Source organism: Paenibacillus sp. FSL R7-0340 (assembly GCF_038002205.1).
Classification (GTDB): domain Bacteria; phylum Bacillota; class Bacilli; order Paenibacillales; family Paenibacillaceae; genus Paenibacillus; species Paenibacillus polymyxa_B.
Genome location: NZ_JBBOBY010000002.1, coordinates 442,509 through 462,500, shown reverse-complemented (window position 1 = coordinate 462,500; position 19,992 = coordinate 442,509). Strand labels below are relative to the sequence as shown.

Sequence of the window (19,992 nt, the reverse complement as noted above, 5' to 3'; positions counted from 1 at the left end):
GAGCTTTCTACGAATGCTGTAATCGTACTTGTACCCAATACTGCGCCGGTACTTACGCCAACAGCATCCACCAGCATCGCTTTACCGATAATTTTCTCGCCTTTTTTCTTATCTTTCATTATACCCGCGCGTGTAGCTGTACCTACCAAGGTACCGAACGTATCAAACAACTCTACAAATGTGAAAATGAAAATGATATCAAACAGACCAATATGCAAAGCTGCTTTCAAGTCTAACTGACCTACAGCCAAATTACTGAAATCAGGAATCCAGTTGCCTGTTGTCAAGCTACTCAGATTTGTTACTCCCATCGGAATACCGATTAATGTAGTAGCTACGATCCCAATCAGCAATGCACCTTTGACCCGAACGACCATCAGTGCTGCGATAATAAGCAATCCGATTAGCGCCAGCAGTGCATCCTTTTGATGTACCAGACTTCCCAGAATCAAATTAAAAGCATGACCCGGAACCGGCTGACCAACATCTGTCCCTGGAACGATGCTCACCATAACCAGATTGCAAAGCTTGAAGCCGACAATCGTAATAAACAAGCCGATACCCACTGTAATGGCTGTCTTTAAATTTTCCGGAACCGCAACAAGCAGCATCTGTCTTACTCGTGTCACGGTTAAAATCAGAAAGACGATACCGGATATAAATACAGCGCCAAGTGCCGCTTGCCAAGTAATCATGCCATTCGAACTCAGGACTACAGTCATAAAATAAGCATTCAAGCCCATACCCGGCGCCATGCCGATCGGCACATTAACGAATAAACCCATCAGTATGGTAACCAAACCTGCACCTACCGCCGTCGCAAAAAAGACAGCTTCACTGGGCATACCTGCTCCAGTCGGACCTAAAAAAGTATTGTTGACCACCAGAATATAAGCCATGGTCATAAAAGTAGTAATCCCCGCAATAATCTCTGTGCGGACGTTCGTGCCATGTTCCTTTAATTTAAAGAAACGCTCCATGAGTCGTAATTCCTCCTACGCAAAGCATACTCGTATTGTTATCGTTCGTTTGAAGTAATATTCGCATTCATATGCGCTATATTATTACATTCGTTATTTTAGGCTCTCACCTACTGCTTGTCAACAGAAAAAGCGAATGTTACAAATTGAACACATATGTATTGTTCGGAAAACAGAAAACCCGCAAGCTATTATGCAGCTGACGGGTTATGATTTAGAGGAATCAGAGATTTTTGTACTTATCAAAGGCATTCGCTGTGTCTGGTATATTTTCCAGATAAACGATCTTACCTTCCGCATCCAGCCGGGCCTTGTCCACTCCAGTAAGTGTATAAACTTCGCCTGTTGCTTTTTTACCACACACTGCCCATTTGGTTTGATAGGTATCAGGTTCTCTGGGTACAGGTTTCCAACCTTCATACATATGCTTGATTTCGAGCGATCCCTCAAAGAACATATTCAAGAAGCTTTTCCAACTGCTCATACCTTGTTTTCGATCACCATTCAATACAAACTCAATCTTCTCAGAAAAAAGGCTAATTAATCGTTCTCTACTCTTCTCGTCATCTTTTGCTAAATCATAGTAGTGAAAATATTCTTCTAAAATCTTCATCGTGTGCAATTCCTTTCGTGCTGTCCTTATGAGAAGGTTATTGCAATTTTACCGACAGCGTGGTGGGTTTCGCTTAAAGCGTGTGCGTCATACAAACCTTTTTGTGAAAAAGGAAACGTAGCTCCTACTACCGATCTTACTTTCTTTTGCTCCAACAGGTCGGCAATTTCCTGTAGCTGCTGTCCGTTGGGCTCCAGCCATATATTTTTGGCCGTTACGTTGTACTCCTTCACCAGCTCTTCGTCAAAATTGCTGACAATGGATATGATCCGTCCGGTATCCCTTTTCATTACCTTAAAGCTATTCTTCTGAACATCCCCACCCATCGTATCGAACACCACGTCCACATCAGATAAAACTTCCTCAAAACGAGTTGTACGATAGTCAATGATTTGGTCGGCTCCCAATGAAGCAAGCAATTCATGATTACGCTCACTGGCTGTAGTAATGACATAGGCTCCGGCCTGTTTGGCAAACTGGATAGCAAACATGCCTACGCCACCTGCACCTGCGTGGATTAATACTTTCTCCCCTTTGGTCAGTTGACCATGTGTAAAGAGCGCCTGCCAAGCAGTCAACCCCGCCAAAGGTACAGAAGCGGCTTCCTCCCAAGAAATTGTGGCAGGTTTACGTGCCAGCAGGTGATCATCCACCAAGGTATACTCGGCATAGGTACCGAACCGTGTGGTGTCCGGGCGTGCAAACACTTCATCTCCCACTTTCCAATCGGTGACCTCGCTGCCTACTTCCGAAATAGTGCCGGCTACATCCCAGCCTAAAATAATCGGGAACTCCCAATCCATCATTTGTTTTAAGTAACCTTCACGCAGCTTCCAGTCAATTGGATTGATGGAGGTAGCCGCCACTTTGACTACAACCTGATGAGCCTGTGGTGTAGGAGTAGCCACTTCTCTTTCTTTCAATTCATCCTTGCTTCCATACTGATCTATAACGATGGCTTTCATATTCATTTCCTCCTCGCACATTTACATATTCTTTACATTGCTAGACATACGCTGTAGCACATCTGTCAAAGCCACAATTTCCTCATCTGTAAACTTACAGAGCAGCTTTTCCTGAAAGGCTTGTCTTTGCTCTGACAAAACTTGCAGCTCTTGAACCCCTAATTCGGTCAAACATATATAGGTCACACGCTTATCCTGCTCTTTTTTACTACGTAAAATCAGACCTTCCTCTTCCAGCCTTCTCAGATGTCGGGTTACTGCTGCACCATCCAGAACGAGCAGGTGTTGGAGTTCCAGCTGACTTAGTTCCTGACGATGATCAATATGATACAAAATTTCAACCTTGGTAAAGCTGGTTTTTAACTGTGCTTCAAAGGCGTTATTCATTTCTTTACACAAAAGATGCATGCGATAAAACAACTGGCTTTTTTCAGAGCAATGTTCGATGACAAACCCTCCTCCTAATACTTGACCTATCAATTGATATATCAAGTATTATACACCCCCTCTAAAAATAAACAAGCCCTGAGACAAGTCTATATATACAAATCCTACAATCACAAAAAAATGCTCAAGCTAAACGAATAGCCTGAGCATTCTAGAATTTTGTAGTTAGTAGGGTCATTCGATAAAACGATGAAATGGTCCAAATTACAGTGTATTCATAAATCCCATAATACGGGCCGCCATCCGCTCGTGGCCTGCCTGATTCGGGTGCAGGCCGTCAGGAACACCATTTTCCCCTGTAAAGTACATCTGTTTATGTACAGGCAATAGTGGTTGAATTCCGGCGATATTCCACAGATCGCAGCACGGGAAAGAATAAAGTGAGGCCACTTCTCTCACGGCCTGTGCATACGCGCTATAGACTTGACCAGTAATGGCATTAGGCAGATGCTCAGGAACCGTATCACTTGATCCGTGAGGCGGAGTCAAAAAGACGATCAGCTTGTCCGGGTAACGGTTAATTAGTCCTTCGGCAATATGCTTGAGCGCACCATAAAACGTACGCGTTTCTGTCGATGGCGTATCCAAGCTACCGAACGGTATTTCTCCCATCGAAAAATCGTTTCTTCCCCCCATAAAAAAGATCACGTCTGCATGAGGGTTCATTTTCTCATAACGCTCACACATCGGTTCAAAACCGCCGCTGGCTACACTGCTGCCGGATATGCCGTGATTCTCAAAGGTTAGGAATCCCAGTGCGTCGCTCACAAGGTGGGGGTAAGGCTTTTCTCCATCACGCAATTCATATCCAAACGTAATGCTATCGCCCAGAAATACAGCATGGCTGCCTTGGTATTTGCCTTGATTGATTGTCATTCGATATCTCTCCTATCTATTAGATCGTATTGTTGATTTCGATAAATTTATGTTCAATCGCTGTCATTTCGTGATTTGACCGGGTTATTAAATATGTATCCATATAGCCGAAGGTTGGGGGAGCGGGCAAATAGGATGTTACTTTAAATTGCCGCGCCAGCTTTTTGGACATGAGGGTGATTCCCATTCCCATCAAGGAAAATTGCACCATCGTATCAAACACACCGACCTCCACCACCTCGCCATGGGTCAATTGCATGTCCTGATACATCTTCTCTAAATACGTGAGATACAGGCAGCCATCCGACAATATGATAATAGACGCTCCTTGGAGTACCTGTTTGAGATCCGAGCCTTCATGTATGCCTTTCCCCACCAGCACCAGTTCTTCACGGCATATTTTTTGATAATGAATATACGGGTTGGCGGGATACCCTGTAACAAAAGCAATATCGAGTTCGCCGTCAAGGATCAATCGCTCCATTTCCGTCGTGGTTCCGGTTTTTAATGTAACCGAAGCCTGCGGATACAGCTCATATACCTTCGTGAGCGCCCTCGTTGTTTCGCCCGCCACGATGGACTGCATGGTACCGATGCGCAGCTTTTCCTCCTGCGGTCTCATTTTCATCTCCGTGTCTTGCCATAGCAACAACATTTGCTTGAACTGAGCATACAAGGTTTCTCCTGCGGGTGTCAGCTCCATACCACGGGGCTTTCGGTAAAATAACGCTGTGCCGTAATGGGCCTCCAGCTTCTTTATTTTGGCCGTCATATTCGATTGCAGGTGATTCAACTTTTGTGCTGCTTCTGTCAGGCTTCTCAGCTCTGCCACCGAAACAAATGCCTGCATATTTTCAATATCCATCCCTTCACCTCCCATCAAATAAAATGATACCTGTATCATAAACAAGCATTATTATTTATGAGTTAAGTGTATTATATTGGCCTTGGATGCTATTTTCCACCCTCATTTTAAAAATCAGGAGGTATGGCAACATGATCAAAAAGAAGATTCGTGTAGGTATCGTAGGAGGTTCGATGAATAATAAATGGGCCAGTCAAACGCATATTCCGGCTTTGCTCAAGCACTCGAACCTGGATATCACTGCCGTCGGTACCTCTCGTATGGAGAGTGCGCGACAAAGCGCAGAAGAAGTAGGTGCGGCACTAGCTTTTGATGATTCCAAAAAGCTCGCAGCTTCCGAGGATGTGGACATGGTCGTGGTGAGCGTAAAAGTTCCCCATCATTACGAGGCGGTGATGGCGGCAATTCAAGAGAGAAAGCATATTTTTTGTGAATGGCCCTTGGGGGCAAACACTGCGGAAGCTGCTGAAATGGCCAAAGCGGCGGAACTGGCAGGCATTCATCATACCGTCGGCTTGCAGGCACGGCAGGATCTTGAAGTGCAAACGATGAAAAAGCTCGTGGAGGGCGGAGAGATTGGTGAAATTATATCCTGTCATATGCAAGTAGCTACTCCCGGCAAAGGAGGACAAGTAAATCAGGACACTGCTTATCTGCTGAATAGAGCCAATGGGGCTAATCTGCTCACGATTAATGGCGGGCATTCCTTGGATGCGCTGCAATACATCGTTGGCGAATTCCGCGAGCTATCGGCCATCACATCATCTCGTTATCACGAAGCCACTATTCAGGAAACGGGTGAAGTCATTTCCAAGGATACAGCCGATCAGATTCTGATTCAAGGAATATTGGAAAAAGGAGCACCGGTATCCGTTCACATTCAAGGTGGAGTGAGTTCTAAGTTTGAGATAGAGATTCAAGGAAAAAAGGGCATTTTGCGTTTGTCACAGAATCCTTCGCTTGGGCATGTTCAATTCGGGAATCTAACGCTCGAAAAACTTGTGTACGATCCAAGCAGTACGCAGAGTCATGGTCCTAATGGTGCTTTTGAACAAATAAGTATAACTAGAGAGCCTAATATAAGCCTGGATTTCCCAAGAGAAGGGGTAACCCTAAATGTAGCCAAGGCTCATTATGTTTTTGCCGAGGATATTTTGACACACACCCGTCTCGCTCCCGATTTCAACCATGCCTTAAAGCTGCATCAGCTACTGGACCGCATTGAGGAATCGGCTGCAACTGGGAAAAAGATCGTATGGTAAGGTAGTATTATAAAAAAGAACCTTTAACACCACGATAGATGTGGAGCTAAAGGTTCTTGATCTTTTAAAATCATGCATTCTCGACCTTTATACTGTCATTTTCAACCAAAATAACTTCCGCGTTGCTGATTGGATATAAATTTAATTGGCTGCCATATTCCTCAATGATGCTCTCCACCGCTTTTTTAAACGGGATGTTCGTATGGTGGGGGACTGGATAGAATTCAATTATCCCGAGCGCAATAAAGGAATCCAAAGCAGGCGCCTCCTCCACATTGTCCATAAGTCGGGCATATTCGATATTCGGTGATAAAATCATCGAACCTGCCGATTCGCCTATATATAACTTCCCTGCATTAACTTCATCAGCAATGATTTTGTCAGCCCCGGTTCTTCTTAACTCTTGAAGTAAATAAAATGTGTTGCCTCCGGTAATATAAATATAGTCATTTTCTCTAATTTTACTCTCTATTTCATTCAATGTTGCTGTGCCGATTTCGATTTCATCCACGACTAATCCTAAATTCTCTAATGCTTTTTTCCCTGAATCCACATAAAACTTAACTTTCTCTGGAATACTTGCGGTTGGGATGAAGGTGACTTTTTTTCCTTCTAAGTTTTCCCCAGCGAAATGGACTAAGCATGGTGCAACATCCTTAAATGAGGACGACAGAAATAATTTTTTCATCTCTTTATTCTCCTTAGAACAGCGTTTAATAAAACGAGATATGCAACACTTTAATCTAGGTACATTATAAAATATATTAGTATCAAAACATGACACCATTAGAGCATGACATGAAAAAGAAGTGAACGTTTAATTTCATACTTGATTTAAGCTATTTATAGCTTGAATCTAATAAAACCATATAAAAAAAGGAGACATTACCATTAAATAATATCTCCTTTTTTCAGCTTCATATTCCGTTTTGCAACAATAAATGACTTCATATCTCCGCCGCATGAGGCAATGCTGTTCGCCTTTAGCTAACCCCCGTCGATTGAGGTTGCCGTACAGTAAACTTTCCCGAGCAAAGGTTCGACCTGGCACCCGTAAAAAAGACTCCAACCGCATAGCGATATTTCGCCGATACGGAGGAGTCCTGATGTTGTATTGGTAAATCTTAAAGGATTGATGGTTACGGCGCGGGAGTCTCCGCGTTTATTCCCACTCAATCGTTGCTGGTGGTTTGGAGGTGATATCATACACGATGCGATTCACGTTATCCACTTCGTTTACGATACGTACCGAAATTTTCTCCAGCACATCCCAAGGAATACGCGCCCAGTCGGCGGTCATACCGTCGATGGAGGTTACTGCACGAATACCTACAGTGTAAGAATACGTACGAGCATCGCCCATAACGCCAACACTCTTCATATTCGGCAAAGCGGTGAAGTATTGCCAGATTTCCCGGTCCAGACCGGCTTTAGCAATCTCCTCGCGCAAAATGTAATCCGACTCACGAACAATCGTTAGCTTGTCCTCTGTCACTTCACCCAGCACACGAATGGCAAGACCCGGACCTGGGAACGGCTGACGCCATACAATCTCAGGTGGCAGTCCGCATTCTTCTCCGACTTTACGCACTTCGTCCTTGAACAGGGCATTCAACGGCTCGATCAGCTTAAACTTCATGTTCTCCGGCAAACCACCCACATTATGATGGGATTTAATGGTCTGTGCCGTTGCTGTTCCGCTCTCTACAATATCCGTATACAGCGTACCCTGTGCCAGGAAAGTAAAATCGTCAAATTGAGAAGATTCTTCCTCGAACACATAGATAAACTCGTTACCGATGATTTTACGTTTTTGTTCTGGATCATCGACTCCTGCCAGCTTGGACAAGAAGCGCTCACGTGCGTCAATTTTGACAACTTTCATATCAAATTTACCAACGAACGTCTCCATTACACTTTCGGCTTCACCTTTGCGCAGCAATCCATGGTCAATGAACATACACGTCAGTTGGTCACCGATCGCTTTGTGAATGAGCATCGCTACAACGGAAGAATCCACGCCACCGCTTAAGGCACACAATACTTTCTTGTCGCCAACCTGTTGACGAATCTCACGAATCTGATCTTCAATGAACGATTCCATGGTCCAGTTGCCTTCACAACCACACACTTCATAAAGGAAGTTGCTGATCATCTCGTTACCTTGAACGGAATGACGTACCTCTGGATGGAATTGCACCGCATACAGATTCCGCTCCAGGTTACTCATCGCGGCAATCGGCGCACTCTCTGTTCCTGCATCTAGTGTAAATCCTGTTGGCAGATCTGTAACGTGATCCCCATGGCTCATCCATACGGTTTGACGAGAATCCAATCCTTTAGCCAAGCGAGCATCCTGATTGAATTGCACGTCTGCTTTGCCATACTCACGCTTGCCCGCACGTTCTACCTTACCATCCAGTTGGTGAGCCATCAGTTGCATGCCATAGCAAATACCAAAGATAGGAATGCCAAGATCATAAATTGCCCGATCCACCTGAGGAGCATTGTCTGTATATACGCTGGAAGGTCCGCCTGAGAAAACAATCCCTTTTGGCGCCAGCTCTCTCAGCTTCTCCGCAGGCGTATTGTATGGAAGGAGCTCGCTATATACACCGAGATCCCGAATTCTTCTTGCGATTAACTGGTTGTATTGTCCTCCAAAATCGAGAACTACAACGATTTCATTAGGCTTATTCATTACCGTGCCTCCCTCAATTGTTCGTTTCATTATACGCAACGATAAAACAAGACGTCAAGAAATCAACCGGAGTTGAGTGGGCATGAAAAGATTGTTAAAATGAATTGATTCTAAAATACTCAATCTGTTCGTAGGAGTGTAAACGATGGATGTGCTGAAGTGGATCGCGCAATTGTTCGAAGAATACGGCTACGGCGTCCTTTTTTTCGGCTTGCTGCTTGAGTTTATTGCTTTACCTTTTCCCGGGGAAACCACAATGGCTTATGCGGGATATCTTTCCTATGCCGGTACCCTGGATTACGGTAAACTGGTGCTACTAGCTTTCTTGGGCACAACCATCGGTATGACTATTACCTACTTTATCGGAAAGTGGGCTGGACTCCCCTTTATTCAGAAATATGGTAAATGGGTTTTGTTATCGCCGGACAAGCTTCAGAAAACACAAAAATGGTTTCAACGATATGGATACTGGCTTATTTTCCTTGGATATTTCATCCCCGGTGTCAGGCATTTTACCGGTTATTTTGCCGGGATTATTGCTCTTTCTTTCCGTAAATTTGTCTTGTATGCTTACAGCGGCGCTTTATTCTGGGTCATCCTCTTTCTAAGCATCGGCAAGCTGTTTGGTCCCCAATGGGATGTCATTTTCCATTTGGTAGAGCTGTATGCACTGCGAATTGCGGGAGTCGTTGGGTTTATGATCCTGCTGTATATTATTTACCGGTGGAGAAGCTTCCTGTTTAGTTGGCTACGCAAATCCGAAAAATCAGTGAAAACCAGCAACAAGGATGACACGGAGTAGTCAAACTCCTGCTGCCTTACGACTACGGGTCCTTGCATAATACATTGAAATCACGATAGATATCACAACAAACCCCGCGCCTCCACCCAAGCCCAACATACGCGGCTCCATCATTTCAATCGCCACCCCTGCTCCAAACATAGACAGTCCGATGATACCTTGGCTCCACGCCGTCAGCATGCCCAACAATGGACCCTGTAAATACAATGGGGTCTCCTGCATTAATAATGTATCCAGACAAATCGCCCCCACCCCGCCAGCCAACGAAATTAAGAAGTAAATGGCAACCGCCGCCCATACGTGATAAATACCGCTTAATCCCATAAGTAAAATCCCTTCCAACAAAAGGCACACCAGTCCTCCCTTCAACAAAGAACGACTGAATAAACGCCCTATTGCATAGCTGGCAACCAGACCCGCGCCCAAAGCGGCGTAAAACAATCCGATCCCGGCATCGCCCAGCCTGAATTCCTGCACTGCATATACACTGATCAGAACATTATCAATGCCATTGAGCATGGGAACCAGCAACTCAAATGCAACAACGACTTGGAGAGGAACGGATGCACGAATACAGTCCAACATTCGCGATCTGCTCCGGTTTGGATGATCTAACAACGAAGGGCTTTTATGTGGTTTAACACAGGAATCCTCCCTGTTTATTTTCTCCTTCATGACAGGTGGGAATGCAATATTGCGAACGATCAGACCTGCGGCAAAAAAACTTGCTGCGTTCAGTATAAATGCGGCTTGTGGTCCAAAGAGAGCAGATATGATGCCTCCGGCAGCAGCACCAACGACCAGCACCAGCCCACTCATCACTTGCTCAAGACTGTTCACTTTCAATAACTCCGACGGACGAACAAGCAGCGGGATGGATGATTTACGAGCAGGAGCATACACCGCTTCTCCGCAAGCTAGAAGGGTACTAACCCCATAAATGATCCATATATCCTCAGGACTATGAACACTTAAAAAACCAAGGGCTACCAAGCCTCTGAATAGATCCGTGGTCATCATAAGTGTACGCCGGGATATGCGGGTAATAAGCACACCCGCCGCAGGTGACAGGACTAAAAAAGGAATCACTCGCAATCCCAGCATGATACCTACGCTGAATCCTGAACTAGTAAGCCGATAAATCAAAGCCAACAAAGCGATCTGACAGAAACGGTCTCCAATTCCGTTAATGATGTCTGCGGCAAATAACTTCCTGTATTGCCTGTCTAACATTTTAAACAGCTCCATATCGATAGAATTCTTTTATTATATATAAATCTAATTAGTTATTTGTCTAATTTATAAGTTTACTATACAACCGTCAAGGCATAAATCCATATATTCAGAGCATACTAAGCCAAGAAACTCCAATATCGGAGGATTTTACGTATGCCAAATCAGAATAAAAGTTGTCCAGTTACTCATGTGTCCTCTAACTTGAGGGATAATGTAAACCATATTGAAAGCTCCTTTGGAAACAGCGGAGATTTAATCATTAAAGAGCTATTATGGATGCAAAAATGGCCAGCGGCTTTGTTTTATATCAATGGTCTGATTAACACTCAATTACTCCATGATTCCGTTCTGCGTTCATTAATGCGGGAAAACGAACATCATGTACCAGAGGGCGCGGAACCATTCGACTATTTAAAGGATCAAGTATTGATTGCTGGTAACTCAGGTAGTTTGGAGGAAATGGATATTACTGGTGTTTACTGTACTATCGGGAATAGAGGCTTTTAGTCGCGTTAGTGAGATGCTGTTATCTGTATATGTATTCATTTTCTGTGGTAACGGCTTGATCATTCCGCTTCTATTATGGGGTGTTTATCTCTGCAAGCAAAAGTGGAAGCAGCGGCAAAATATATCTAAAAATTAAAAAAAACCTTTTGAAACCGACACGCCTGAAAGCACGATCCGGTTTCAAAAGGTTTTCTTTGGTTCTTCACTTACGCCATATCCTGAATGTATGCCAGCGCAGCATCAATATGTCCTTTTACTCTTAAACCACGCCATTCATGAACTAAAATTCCATTTTCATCAATAAGGAACGTAGACCGAACAATACCCATGTACTGCTTGCCGTACATCTGTTTTTGCTGCCATACACCATACGTCTCAGCCACCTGATGCTCTTCATCAGATAACAACTGAAAAGGGAGTCCGTACTTTGCAATAAACTTGTCATGCTGCTTGAGTGGATCAGGGCTTACCCCCAGAATCACCGTGTTCAAGCCTTCAAACTCCGTATGTTTATCCCGAAAATCACAAGCCTGAGTCGAGCAACTAGAGGTCAAATCCTTGGGATAGAAATACAACAATACCCTACTGCCTCGATAATCAGACAGCTTAACATGCTTTCCCTCACTCCCAGGCAATTCAAAATCCGGTGCCTCTTGTCCAATAATGGTAGATGTCGTGGACATCTCATCATCTCCTATCTTGTGGGAGTTCTTATGTGATCCGCCCTATGAGCCTGCCCCTCTGTAACGGCGAACTCCCCAGTTCCATGCCAGTAAACCCAAAGTCAGAAAGACAATTCCCATCACAGGAGTTAACAGGGCCATATGGCGCATATCCTCTCGGTGAAGGAACAGGGAGGCTGGATATACACCAACAAAAGCAAAAGGCAGTATCCAAGTTAGCACAACCTGAATAGCACGGTTATAGATCGTCACTGGATAACGTCCGTAGCCCTGAATATTGTACATGAGCGGGATAATTCCTGTCGGCGCATCCGAAAAAAACGAAAGGGATGTCAATATGGTGTAGATGCCCGTATAGATCGCCACGGCACTTAGGCTCAAAATGATCAGCGCCGGTACGAACCACCACTCCATAGCCAAGTCCATCTGTGCCCCGCTGATCCCCATGATAATCAGGCCAATCACAGAACCCACCAGCGCAGGCGGATCCACATTTTCAAGGAAAATCTGGAACAGATTATACGCGGGACGGGTCATTACCCGGTCGAGTTCACCTTTCACAATGTAACGCTCGCTAAAGTTCCAAAGATTTACAAAACAACTGAATAGTCCGTATGGAACCATGAAAAATCCATAAACGAACACGACTTCATTTTCACTCCAGCCGCCCAAACTGTCTGTATGCATAAAAATAACCAGGATAAAAATAAGATTTGTGGCCTGAAACAGCAGGTCTGAAATCACTTCTACCCAAAAGTCGGCCCGATAGGTGAGCCGTGACTTCATGTAATTTTTTAAATATTCGCTAATGAGACCCAAATAGTACATCATCGGCTTACCCTCCCTGCACGAACAGACGTCTGCGCGCCAGTCGCCAAATGATGATCATCGGCACGAGCAGAACGACCAGCCAAATGATTTGGATACCCAGTACATTCCAGATGCCAACGCCTTTTACACGTCCCGTAAATACAGAGCCCGGCAAATAGGTAATCGCCTGAAACGGCATCCATTGGGCGATCGTCGCCAGCCAGCCTGGAAACAAACTGATTGGCAAAATCAACCCAGAAAACAGATCTACAACTACGCGCTTCATACGCATCATGCCCTCATTATTTTCGATAAAAAAGGCCGTTAACCCCGTAATAATATTGATCTGAGTGTTGATCATAAAGCTAAAAAACAGCATGACCAGAAAACCAACCCAGGCTACCGGATCCGTGGGAAGCTTTACCGGAAATAGCAGCATCGCAATCGCCATGCCTGGAATCATAAACAGCAGAAAACGGAACATTCCCTCGCCGAGTCCTTGCATAAATTTAACAAGTACATAGTTATAAGGTCGGATCATCTGAATTGCAATGCTTCCATCACGTATATCCGTCGAGATTTCACGATCCAGATTGTTAAAATAAAAGGCTCTCGCCATCCACGATACTGCTACATACGTCGTCATCTGAGCAGCGGTAAAACCTCCAATGCTACCCGCATCGCCATATATCGCTTTGTATGTGAAATAATATACGCCAATATTCATGCAATAAATAAGGATTCCTGAATAATAGTTCACACGATACGCAAGCATCGTGAGAAATCGGATACGAATAAAATCGGTGTATACGCTAAGCATGAACTTTGGCCTCCACTATCGGATTGCCCTGGCGTTCAGCCGAACCAGACTGATAGATACTGCGGACGATATCATCCGTGTTGGTTTCAATGATTTTGATATCCGTAATATCCGTGCGACCGACTACGCAAGCGAGAACATCCGATACATTAATATGAAGAGGAATCCATACCTTGGCAGCCAAATCGTTATCCGCCGTCCAAGCCAGTGGCATATCAGCAGTCCATGCCTGTAATTGCTCCAGTTGGGTCGGTGTGCCGAACTGAAACCGTACTTCTCGACCTGTACCCCAACGTGCCTTCAGATCCTCCAGACCACCATCATAGATGATATTCCCATCATCCAGCATAATGACGCGCGAGCACAGCGCTTCAATATCCTGCAAATCATGGGTTGTCAGCAAAATAGTCGTACCATAATCCCGGTTCATGTCCTTTAGAAACTCGCGGATTTCGGACTTTACCATAATATCGAGGCCAATGGTCGGCTCGTCCAGAAAAACAATGGACGGATTGTGCAGCAAGGCTGCTACTAACTCACAGCGCATCCGTTGCCCGAGACTAAGCTTGCGTACCGGGCGGCTTAGCAGATCCTGCAATTGCAGTCTCTCTACCAGCTCATCCAGCCTACGTTTGAAGTCCGTGGCCGGAACCTGATATACTTTCCGCAGTAGTTGAAAAGACTCGATCACACCGATGTCCCACCAAAGCTGGCTGCGCTGACCGAAAACAACACCAATGTTGCCTACAAATTTCTCGCGTTCCTCATAGGGGACATAACCGCCCACCTTGAGATGTCCCGATGTCGGCACGAGAATGCCTGTCAGCATCTTAATCGTGGTGGACTTTCCGGCGCCGTTCTCACCGATATAACCGCATATTTCTCCTTGCGGAATACGGAAGGATATATCTTTGACCGCGGCTACCTCGTTGTATTCGCGGGCGAATAAATCAAGGAAGGCACCTTTTAAGCCCTCGCGATTTTTTTGAACCTTAAATGTTTTGCGCAGATCCTGCACATCAATTGCCAGCATGTTATACCTCTCAATCAGGATTTGTAAAATCCATAGTTAAATTGATTGTGCTCCAAAAAGAAATTATAATGTAATGAACTGAAAAGCGAAAGGGAGAGCATCCATGACAAGCAGAACCAAAAGGACGATATGGTCGGTTCTAGCCGTGGTAATCGTCGCGATTGTCGGCTTTGCCGTGTACTATTTTACATCCATTTATAATCAGCTGGATAATCTGCATAAAGAGGGCGCTAACTCCCCCTTCAAAAATGTAAAGCAGGTCGATCAGGTTCGTACGCCAGAACCGCCCAAGTGGGAAGGTACCGATATGGTTAACATTTTGCTGATGGGTGTCGATGGGCGCGGTATCCAGAAAGGGGAAGTTCCCCGATCAGACAGTATGATGGTCGTATCGCTGGACCCCGTTAAGAAAAAAATCCACCTGTTCTCTATTTTGCGTGATACGTACGTGGATATTCCCGGCTATGGAAAAAATCGAATTAACACCGCCATTACTCACGGACCCAACACAGCCATGAAGACGGCTGGCGATCTGTTAGGCATCCCGGTGCAATATTATGTGTACACGGATTTCCAGGGCTTTATCAAACTGGTGGATGCCGTAGGCGGGATTGATTTTGAAGTGGAAAAGGATATGCATTATACAAGTAATGCGGATAAACATCAGTACGATATTGATTTGAAAAAGGGCATGCAGCATCTAGATGGCAACACGGCGCTTCAATATGTGCGGTTCCGCCACGATGCAATGTCCGACTTCTCCCGATCAGGACGGCAACGCGCATTTTTGGAGGCAATAGCCCAGAAAATGCAGACCACGACTTCCATCGCTAACTTGCCAAATATTTTAGAGCAGGTTAACCCGTTCATTGACACGAATCTCAGTGTTAACGATATGTGGAAGCTGGCAAATGTGGGGTACCAAAGCAACTTTGCAGGCAGCGAACAGGTTCCACCGATGAAGATGCTCGGAGAAGAGAATGTGGGCGGCGCGGCAGTTCTTACTGTCCGCGATCCGGAAGAACTGAAAACGTATGTGCAGGATATATTTAATAATCCACCCGTACAAACACAGGAACAAAATAAGGATCAGAATGAAACGAAACAGCCAGACAGTGCATCGTCTACTAAGAAGGATAAAGCTTCTTTTACAGGGGGCAGTAAAACCAGTAATGAGGATGCTTCCACACAATCAACAACAAAGACAGGACAAAAAGAGCTATAATGATGTATGCAGGGGCAGCCGTGAACGCTGCCCTTTGGCGTGTGTATACCCTATTTTAATGAACGGAAAGGAAGTTTTTGATGATGAAACGGGAAAACTCCGAAGCACTATATAAAGAAGCCCTGGAGCATATTGTCGGGGGCGTTAACAGCCCTTCACGCTCCTTTAAAGCTGTGGGCGGCGGCGCTCCAGTATTCATGAAACGCGCTAAAGGTGCTCATTTCTGGGATGAGGATGATAATCGGTATATCGACTATTTGGCGGCTTATGGCCCTATTATTACTGGACATGCCCATCCCCATATTACTAAGGCTATCAGCGAAGCGGCCGCGAACGGCGTATTGTACGGAACCTCAACGGTATTGGAAATCAAACTGGCCAAGATGCTGAAGGAAGCAATTCCTTCTATGGACAAGGTCCGGTTTGTGAATTCTGGCACAGAAGCGGTTATGACAACGATTCGTGTTGCACGGGCCTATACGAAACGGAACAAGATCATCAAATTTGCCGGCTGCTACCACGGTCACTCGGATCTGGTACTTGTTGCCGCAGGCTCCGGCCCTTCCACGCTAGGCATACCTGACAGTGCAGGCATTACGACCAACATTGCGAGCGAGGTTATTACCGTACCATTCAATGATCTCGACGCGTTACGCCAAGCCTTGGAGCGTTGGAGCGACGATGTGGCGGCAGTCATGGTCGAGCCCATTGTCGGTAATTTTGGCATGGTCATGCCGCAACCCGGTTATTTGGAAGGGTTGTGCTCCATGGCGCGTGCGAACGGCTCACTCGTCATTTATGACGAGGTCATTACCGCATTCCGATTCCACTTCGGTTCCACCCAAACGTATGCAGGTTTGGACAACCATGATGCGATTCAGCCAGATTTGACCGCGCTGGGCAAAATCATGGGCGGTGGTCTGCCGATTGGTGCCTACGGCGGCAGCAAGCACATCATGGAGCAGGTTGCCCCACTCGGCCCAGCTTATCAGGCGGGTACGATGGCGGGCAACCCGGCGTCCATCTCGTCAGGCATCGCCTGCCTTGAAGTCCTTCAAGGGGAAGGCGTGTATGAAGAGATGGAACGTCTAGCTGTGAGGCTGACGGACGGTATCCAGTCCTCTGCCGAACGCTACGGCGTGCCATTGACGATCAACCGAATTCGTGGAGCGTTCTCGACGCATTTCTGTGATCATCCGATCACGAATTACGCGCAGGCGCAGGATACGGATAGCGAAGCGTTTGCATCCTTCTTCCGTCACATGCTGGATCGCGGTATTCATCTGGCACCATCCAAGTACGAAGCCTGGTTTCTCACAACAGCGCATACGGATGAAGACGTGGATACTACGCTGGAAGCGGCGGACGATTCGTTCCGGGCGATGTCACAAGGTAAGTAAACTAAACAGTAAGTTGATAAAATATGAATAGGATAAGAGCTGGAAGTAGTCTTAGGGATGGGTATCCGACCTCTGGGACTTCGTTCCGGCTTTTTTTCATTTCACAACTGTACCCGTACAGTTGCAGATTTTATGGATTGTATCAAGTTATGCCATCCGGGTATATTGAGAGAACCACAGGTTAAGGTCATTATTACGGAGGTTTATTATGAACAGTCGTTCCAGAAATGGAGCCGCCTATCTGGCAGCTCTCAGCTATGCAGCTATACTTGGATTTTCATTTTTATTTGTAAAATTGACAGTCACAGAGGCGAGCCCGCTGGATGTGATCGCCCACCGCTTTGCGCTGTCTTTTATCGCTTTGACCATTCCCGTGTTGCTCGGTTGGATCAAGATCAACATCAAGATGCGTGACATTCTGCGCATTTTACCACTGGCGCTGCTCTCGCCATTAGTGTATTTTCCACTGCAAGCCTTCGGGCTGATGAGCACTTCTTCATCGGAAGGTGGAATTATCCAAGCAACCGTTCCCATCTTTACGCTGCTGTTAGCTTCCTATTTTATTAAAGAGCGTACAACGGTAGTCCAGAAGATTTCCTTACTGCTCTCTGTCTTTGGCGTGGTTTTTATATTTGTGATGAAAAGCGGAGCACCGCTAGCATCCAATAGCTATGGCGGTATTCTTCTGCTCGTGCTTTCTGCGATATGCCTATCTGGCTATAATGTGCTGGCACGACCATTAACACAAAAGTACAACCCAATGGAATTGACCTACGTTACCTCTATTTTGGGATGTATCGTTTTTAACGTGGTGGCACTGGGATATCATGCCATAGACGGCTCCATGAGCGCCTATACCGCTCCACTGGTGAAGCCTGGTTATTGGATGGCACTGATTTATCTAGGCATTCTGTCTACCCTCGTCACCTCGCTGTTATCGAGCTTTGCCTTGAAGTGGATCGAAGCCTCCAAAATGAGTGTGATCGGCAATTTATCCACCCTCATTTCCATGATTGCCGGTGCTTACATTTTGAAGGAGCAGCTCGCCTACTATCACATTATTGGGGCTGTGATGATCATTATCGGCGTGTTGGGTACCAATTTCGGAGGACGAAAAAACTTCACGCCAATCAAAACAACTTTGGCAAAATCACAAAAAACGGGCTAAAAATAGACACTCATTTGCCTGCAAAAAAAAGAAATCTCCAGGCTGCGCAATTCCAGCCGAGAGATTTCTTTTTTCATTTCTTAGTCTTCGTCGCATTAGATAGGGTACGCCATGACACTCATTAACGCCAATTCCGGCTGTGTCGTGTCCAATCTGCTATATTGTACGATTATGGGCACATCGCTAGTGACCGTAATTGCGTAAGGAATACCTACCGGAATCCGTTCGTCGGTTTTCTCCAACGAGGCTGTTCGGATATGACGGGTTCGTCTTCCTTCCACCACCTCGATCAATCCCTCCAATGGCTCGCGGTCTTCAAAATAGATGTCTATACTCAGATTTGCCACACGGCTCCCACAATTCAGCACGCATATACTCTCATGACTGAGCAGCCCTCCCCGGCTTTCCGGTGGAATATACCCATCGGGGATGACCCAGAATAGGCTACCTCGCGGCTGATTAGCCACCTTATTCTGAGAAAGTTCAGCATTTCCCATACTATTGGCCTCCTTTACTCATAATACTTTTTGGCGCTTATCCCCCTTCTTCTAGCCGTACGGATTCTCCTTGGTACGCAACAGTTGAGCCAGAAAAGCAAGCGCCAATCCCTGACCCCATCCCTGAATGCGTTTATATGGAACGTTTCGATAGCCGTCAATATCGTTCATCACAGCAGTTCCCGCGGATACACCCGTTACTGTGCCGTCGTCCTTAATGCGGGAAAGAATACCTTCGATCGCCTTTTGGGTGTATTTGTTAAACAATCTTCCTTGCATAAGCAAGGCGGTCGCAATTCCTGCCGAGCCCGAGGTTTCCAGATAAGAGGTATCATCGTTCAGCACCGTATGCCACAGCCCTTCTGGGGATTGCAGCCGCACCAGTGCATTGAGCTGGTCACGCAGCGAGCCGTCGATGATCATATAAGATGGATGCTGCACCTCCACAAGTTTCAGCGCTTTTGCCATCGTGAGGGCTGCCCATGAATTGCCGCGCGCCCAATATATTCCTGACATCCGGCTTTGATTCGCATGATCCCATCCGTGATAATACAGATTCGTATCCGGGTCCTGCAAAAATTCTTCATGCCCGTGATATTGACGAATTCCATCCTCCCAATACTCCTTGTTGCCTAACAGATGACCAATGCGCAGCAAATAATAACCGGCCATAAACATCGTATCCACCCATGCTTGCTGCGGAAATACATCATGAAGTGAATTCACCGTATGCTGGAAAATGCCGTCGGCAAACCGCTCCGCTTTTTTGGCCAAAAATTCTGCCATCTCGATGGCAATATCAAGGTATTTTTGCTCACCTGTGGCCTGATAAAGCGTCAACAAACAGTGCCCGACAGAAACGCCGTTCACCGAGAGAGACGGAAGCCCATCCTCGATATTTTCGTCTACCCATTCTTTTAGCTTGGTCAGATACTTTTCGTTCCCTGTCGCTTCATACGCTTCGCATACTCCGTAAAAGGCTACTCCGCCCGGCCAATCCCAGCTGTAGTGCATTTGAAAGGTGCGTTCTACTACCCGGTCGATCACCTGCTTAACTTGTTCTTCATCAAAAATCAATGCAGGCATTTCCACGTCTCCCCCT

21 protein-coding genes (1 of these 21 cut by a window edge) are annotated in these 19,992 nt (G+C 45.8%); 6 read left to right on the top strand and 15 right to left on the bottom strand.

The window, feature by feature from the left end; translation table 11 throughout:
- From MKX59_RS24960 to MKX59_RS24935, 6 genes are all read right to left on the bottom strand, one after another.
- Positions 1 to 980: the 5' portion of an NCS2 family permease gene (locus MKX59_RS24960; RefSeq protein ID WP_023987039.1), read on the bottom strand. It extends 391 nt beyond the left edge of the window; 980 of the gene's 1,371 nt are visible here — the first part of the coding sequence; the start codon lies at positions 978 to 980; its stop codon lies off the left edge, out of view.
- A gap of 223 nt (positions 981 to 1,203) precedes the next feature.
- On the bottom strand, positions 1,204 to 1,593 hold the full coding sequence (locus tag MKX59_RS24955) for a nuclear transport factor 2 family protein (protein ID WP_076295347.1): 390 nt from the start codon (positions 1,591 to 1,593) through the stop codon (positions 1,204 to 1,206).
- 26 nt (positions 1,594 to 1,619) lie between these two features.
- Positions 1,620 to 2,558 (bottom strand): NADP-dependent oxidoreductase, encoded by a 939-nt coding sequence (locus MKX59_RS24950; RefSeq protein WP_053324647.1) that lies wholly within the window; start codon positions 2,556 to 2,558, stop codon positions 1,620 to 1,622.
- 21 nt (positions 2,559 to 2,579) lie between these two features.
- Positions 2,580 to 3,050 (bottom strand): MarR family winged helix-turn-helix transcriptional regulator, encoded by a 471-nt coding sequence (locus tag MKX59_RS24945; RefSeq protein ID WP_023987036.1) that lies wholly within the window; start codon positions 3,048 to 3,050, stop codon positions 2,580 to 2,582.
- Positions 3,051 to 3,209: 159 nt separating this feature from the next.
- Positions 3,210 to 3,881 carry an SGNH/GDSL hydrolase family protein gene (locus tag MKX59_RS24940; RefSeq protein WP_076160664.1) on the bottom strand — a complete coding sequence of 224 codons (672 nt, stop codon included), beginning with the start codon at positions 3,879 to 3,881 and terminating at the stop codon, positions 3,210 to 3,212.
- Positions 3,882 to 3,900: 19 nt separating this feature from the next.
- Entirely contained in the window at positions 3,901 to 4,746 is an 846-nt protein-coding gene (locus tag MKX59_RS24935) for a LysR family transcriptional regulator (RefSeq protein WP_076265274.1), read from the bottom strand.
- 131 nt (positions 4,747 to 4,877) lie between these two features.
- Between MKX59_RS24935 and MKX59_RS24930 the strand changes: the two genes are divergently transcribed.
- Positions 4,878 to 6,008, top strand: coding sequence for a Gfo/Idh/MocA family protein (locus MKX59_RS24930; RefSeq protein ID WP_076295348.1), 1,131 nt, complete (start codon positions 4,878 to 4,880; stop codon positions 6,006 to 6,008).
- Positions 6,009 to 6,078: 70 nt separating this feature from the next.
- Here MKX59_RS24930 and MKX59_RS24925 read toward each other — a convergent pair whose 3' ends face one another.
- Both MKX59_RS24925 and guaA read right to left on the bottom strand, forming a co-directional pair.
- The gene (locus tag MKX59_RS24925; RefSeq protein ID WP_076295349.1) at positions 6,079 to 6,696 is read right to left on the bottom strand and encodes a Type 1 glutamine amidotransferase-like domain-containing protein; all 618 of its coding nucleotides are present in this window, start codon (positions 6,694 to 6,696) and stop codon (positions 6,079 to 6,081) included.
- A 474-nt stretch (positions 6,697 to 7,170) separates the two neighbouring features.
- Positions 7,171 to 8,709 (bottom strand): glutamine-hydrolyzing GMP synthase, encoded by a 1,539-nt coding sequence (gene guaA, locus MKX59_RS24920; protein ID WP_023987031.1) that lies wholly within the window; start codon positions 8,707 to 8,709, stop codon positions 7,171 to 7,173.
- A 145-nt stretch (positions 8,710 to 8,854) separates the two neighbouring features.
- On the opposite strand from guaA, the gene MKX59_RS24915 reads away from it, so the two are divergent.
- Positions 8,855 to 9,511, top strand: a complete 657-nt coding sequence (locus tag MKX59_RS24915; RefSeq protein ID WP_340859242.1) for a DedA family protein — start codon at positions 8,855 to 8,857, stop codon at positions 9,509 to 9,511.
- On the opposite strand, the gene MKX59_RS24910 is transcribed toward MKX59_RS24915, so the two are convergent.
- Entirely contained in the window at positions 9,512 to 10,744 is a 1,233-nt protein-coding gene (locus tag MKX59_RS24910) for an MFS transporter (protein WP_340859240.1), read from the bottom strand. It lies immediately after the preceding gene.
- Between the two features lie 156 nt (positions 10,745 to 10,900).
- On the opposite strand from MKX59_RS24910, the gene MKX59_RS24905 reads away from it, so the two are divergent.
- Complete coding sequence (locus MKX59_RS24905) at positions 10,901 to 11,254, top strand: spore germination protein (protein WP_068939403.1); 354 nt, start codon at positions 10,901 to 10,903, stop codon at positions 11,252 to 11,254.
- Between the two features lie 206 nt (positions 11,255 to 11,460).
- On the opposite strand, the gene bcp is transcribed toward MKX59_RS24905, so the two are convergent.
- From bcp to MKX59_RS24885, 4 genes are read right to left on the bottom strand one after another with little or no spacing between them, the layout of a single operon-like run.
- Entirely contained in the window at positions 11,461 to 11,937 is a 477-nt protein-coding gene (gene bcp, locus MKX59_RS24900) for a thioredoxin-dependent thiol peroxidase (protein ID WP_076295350.1), read from the bottom strand.
- A gap of 42 nt (positions 11,938 to 11,979) precedes the next feature.
- Complete coding sequence (locus MKX59_RS24895) at positions 11,980 to 12,768, bottom strand: ABC transporter permease (RefSeq protein ID WP_028540996.1); 789 nt, start codon at positions 12,766 to 12,768, stop codon at positions 11,980 to 11,982.
- Positions 12,769 to 12,772: 4 nt separating this feature from the next.
- Positions 12,773 to 13,567 carry an ABC transporter permease gene (locus MKX59_RS24890; RefSeq protein ID WP_053324641.1) on the bottom strand — a complete coding sequence of 265 codons (795 nt, stop codon included), beginning with the start codon at positions 13,565 to 13,567 and terminating at the stop codon, positions 12,773 to 12,775.
- A complete protein-coding gene (locus MKX59_RS24885) occupies positions 13,560 to 14,600 on the bottom strand; it encodes an ABC transporter ATP-binding protein (RefSeq protein ID WP_075153730.1) in 1,041 nt (346 codons plus the stop codon). The genes MKX59_RS24890 and MKX59_RS24885 overlap by 8 nt, the downstream gene beginning before the upstream one ends.
- Positions 14,601 to 14,703: 103 nt before the next feature.
- On the opposite strand from MKX59_RS24885, the gene MKX59_RS24880 reads away from it, so the two are divergent.
- From MKX59_RS24880 to MKX59_RS24870, 3 genes are all read left to right on the top strand, one after another.
- On the top strand, positions 14,704 to 15,825 hold the full coding sequence (locus MKX59_RS24880) for an LCP family protein (RefSeq protein ID WP_340859234.1): 1,122 nt from the start codon (positions 14,704 to 14,706) through the stop codon (positions 15,823 to 15,825).
- Between the two features lie 83 nt (positions 15,826 to 15,908).
- Positions 15,909 to 17,225 (top strand): glutamate-1-semialdehyde 2,1-aminomutase, encoded by a 1,317-nt coding sequence (locus MKX59_RS24875; RefSeq protein ID WP_023987021.1) that lies wholly within the window; start codon positions 15,909 to 15,911, stop codon positions 17,223 to 17,225.
- A 208-nt stretch (positions 17,226 to 17,433) separates the two neighbouring features.
- Positions 17,434 to 18,393, top strand: coding sequence for a DMT family transporter (locus tag MKX59_RS24870; protein ID WP_053324640.1), 960 nt, complete (start codon positions 17,434 to 17,436; stop codon positions 18,391 to 18,393).
- Positions 18,394 to 18,488: 95 nt separating this feature from the next.
- Here the strand turns inward: MKX59_RS24870 and MKX59_RS24865 are convergent, their stop codons facing one another.
- Positions 18,489 to 18,890 carry a sensory rhodopsin transducer gene (locus tag MKX59_RS24865; protein WP_053324639.1) on the bottom strand — a complete coding sequence of 134 codons (402 nt, stop codon included), beginning with the start codon at positions 18,888 to 18,890 and terminating at the stop codon, positions 18,489 to 18,491.
- Between the two features lie 51 nt (positions 18,891 to 18,941).
- Positions 18,942 to 19,976 (bottom strand): glycoside hydrolase family 88/105 protein, encoded by a 1,035-nt coding sequence (locus MKX59_RS24860; RefSeq protein WP_023987018.1) that lies wholly within the window; start codon positions 19,974 to 19,976, stop codon positions 18,942 to 18,944.
- Between the last annotated feature and the right edge of the window lie 16 nt (positions 19,977 to 19,992).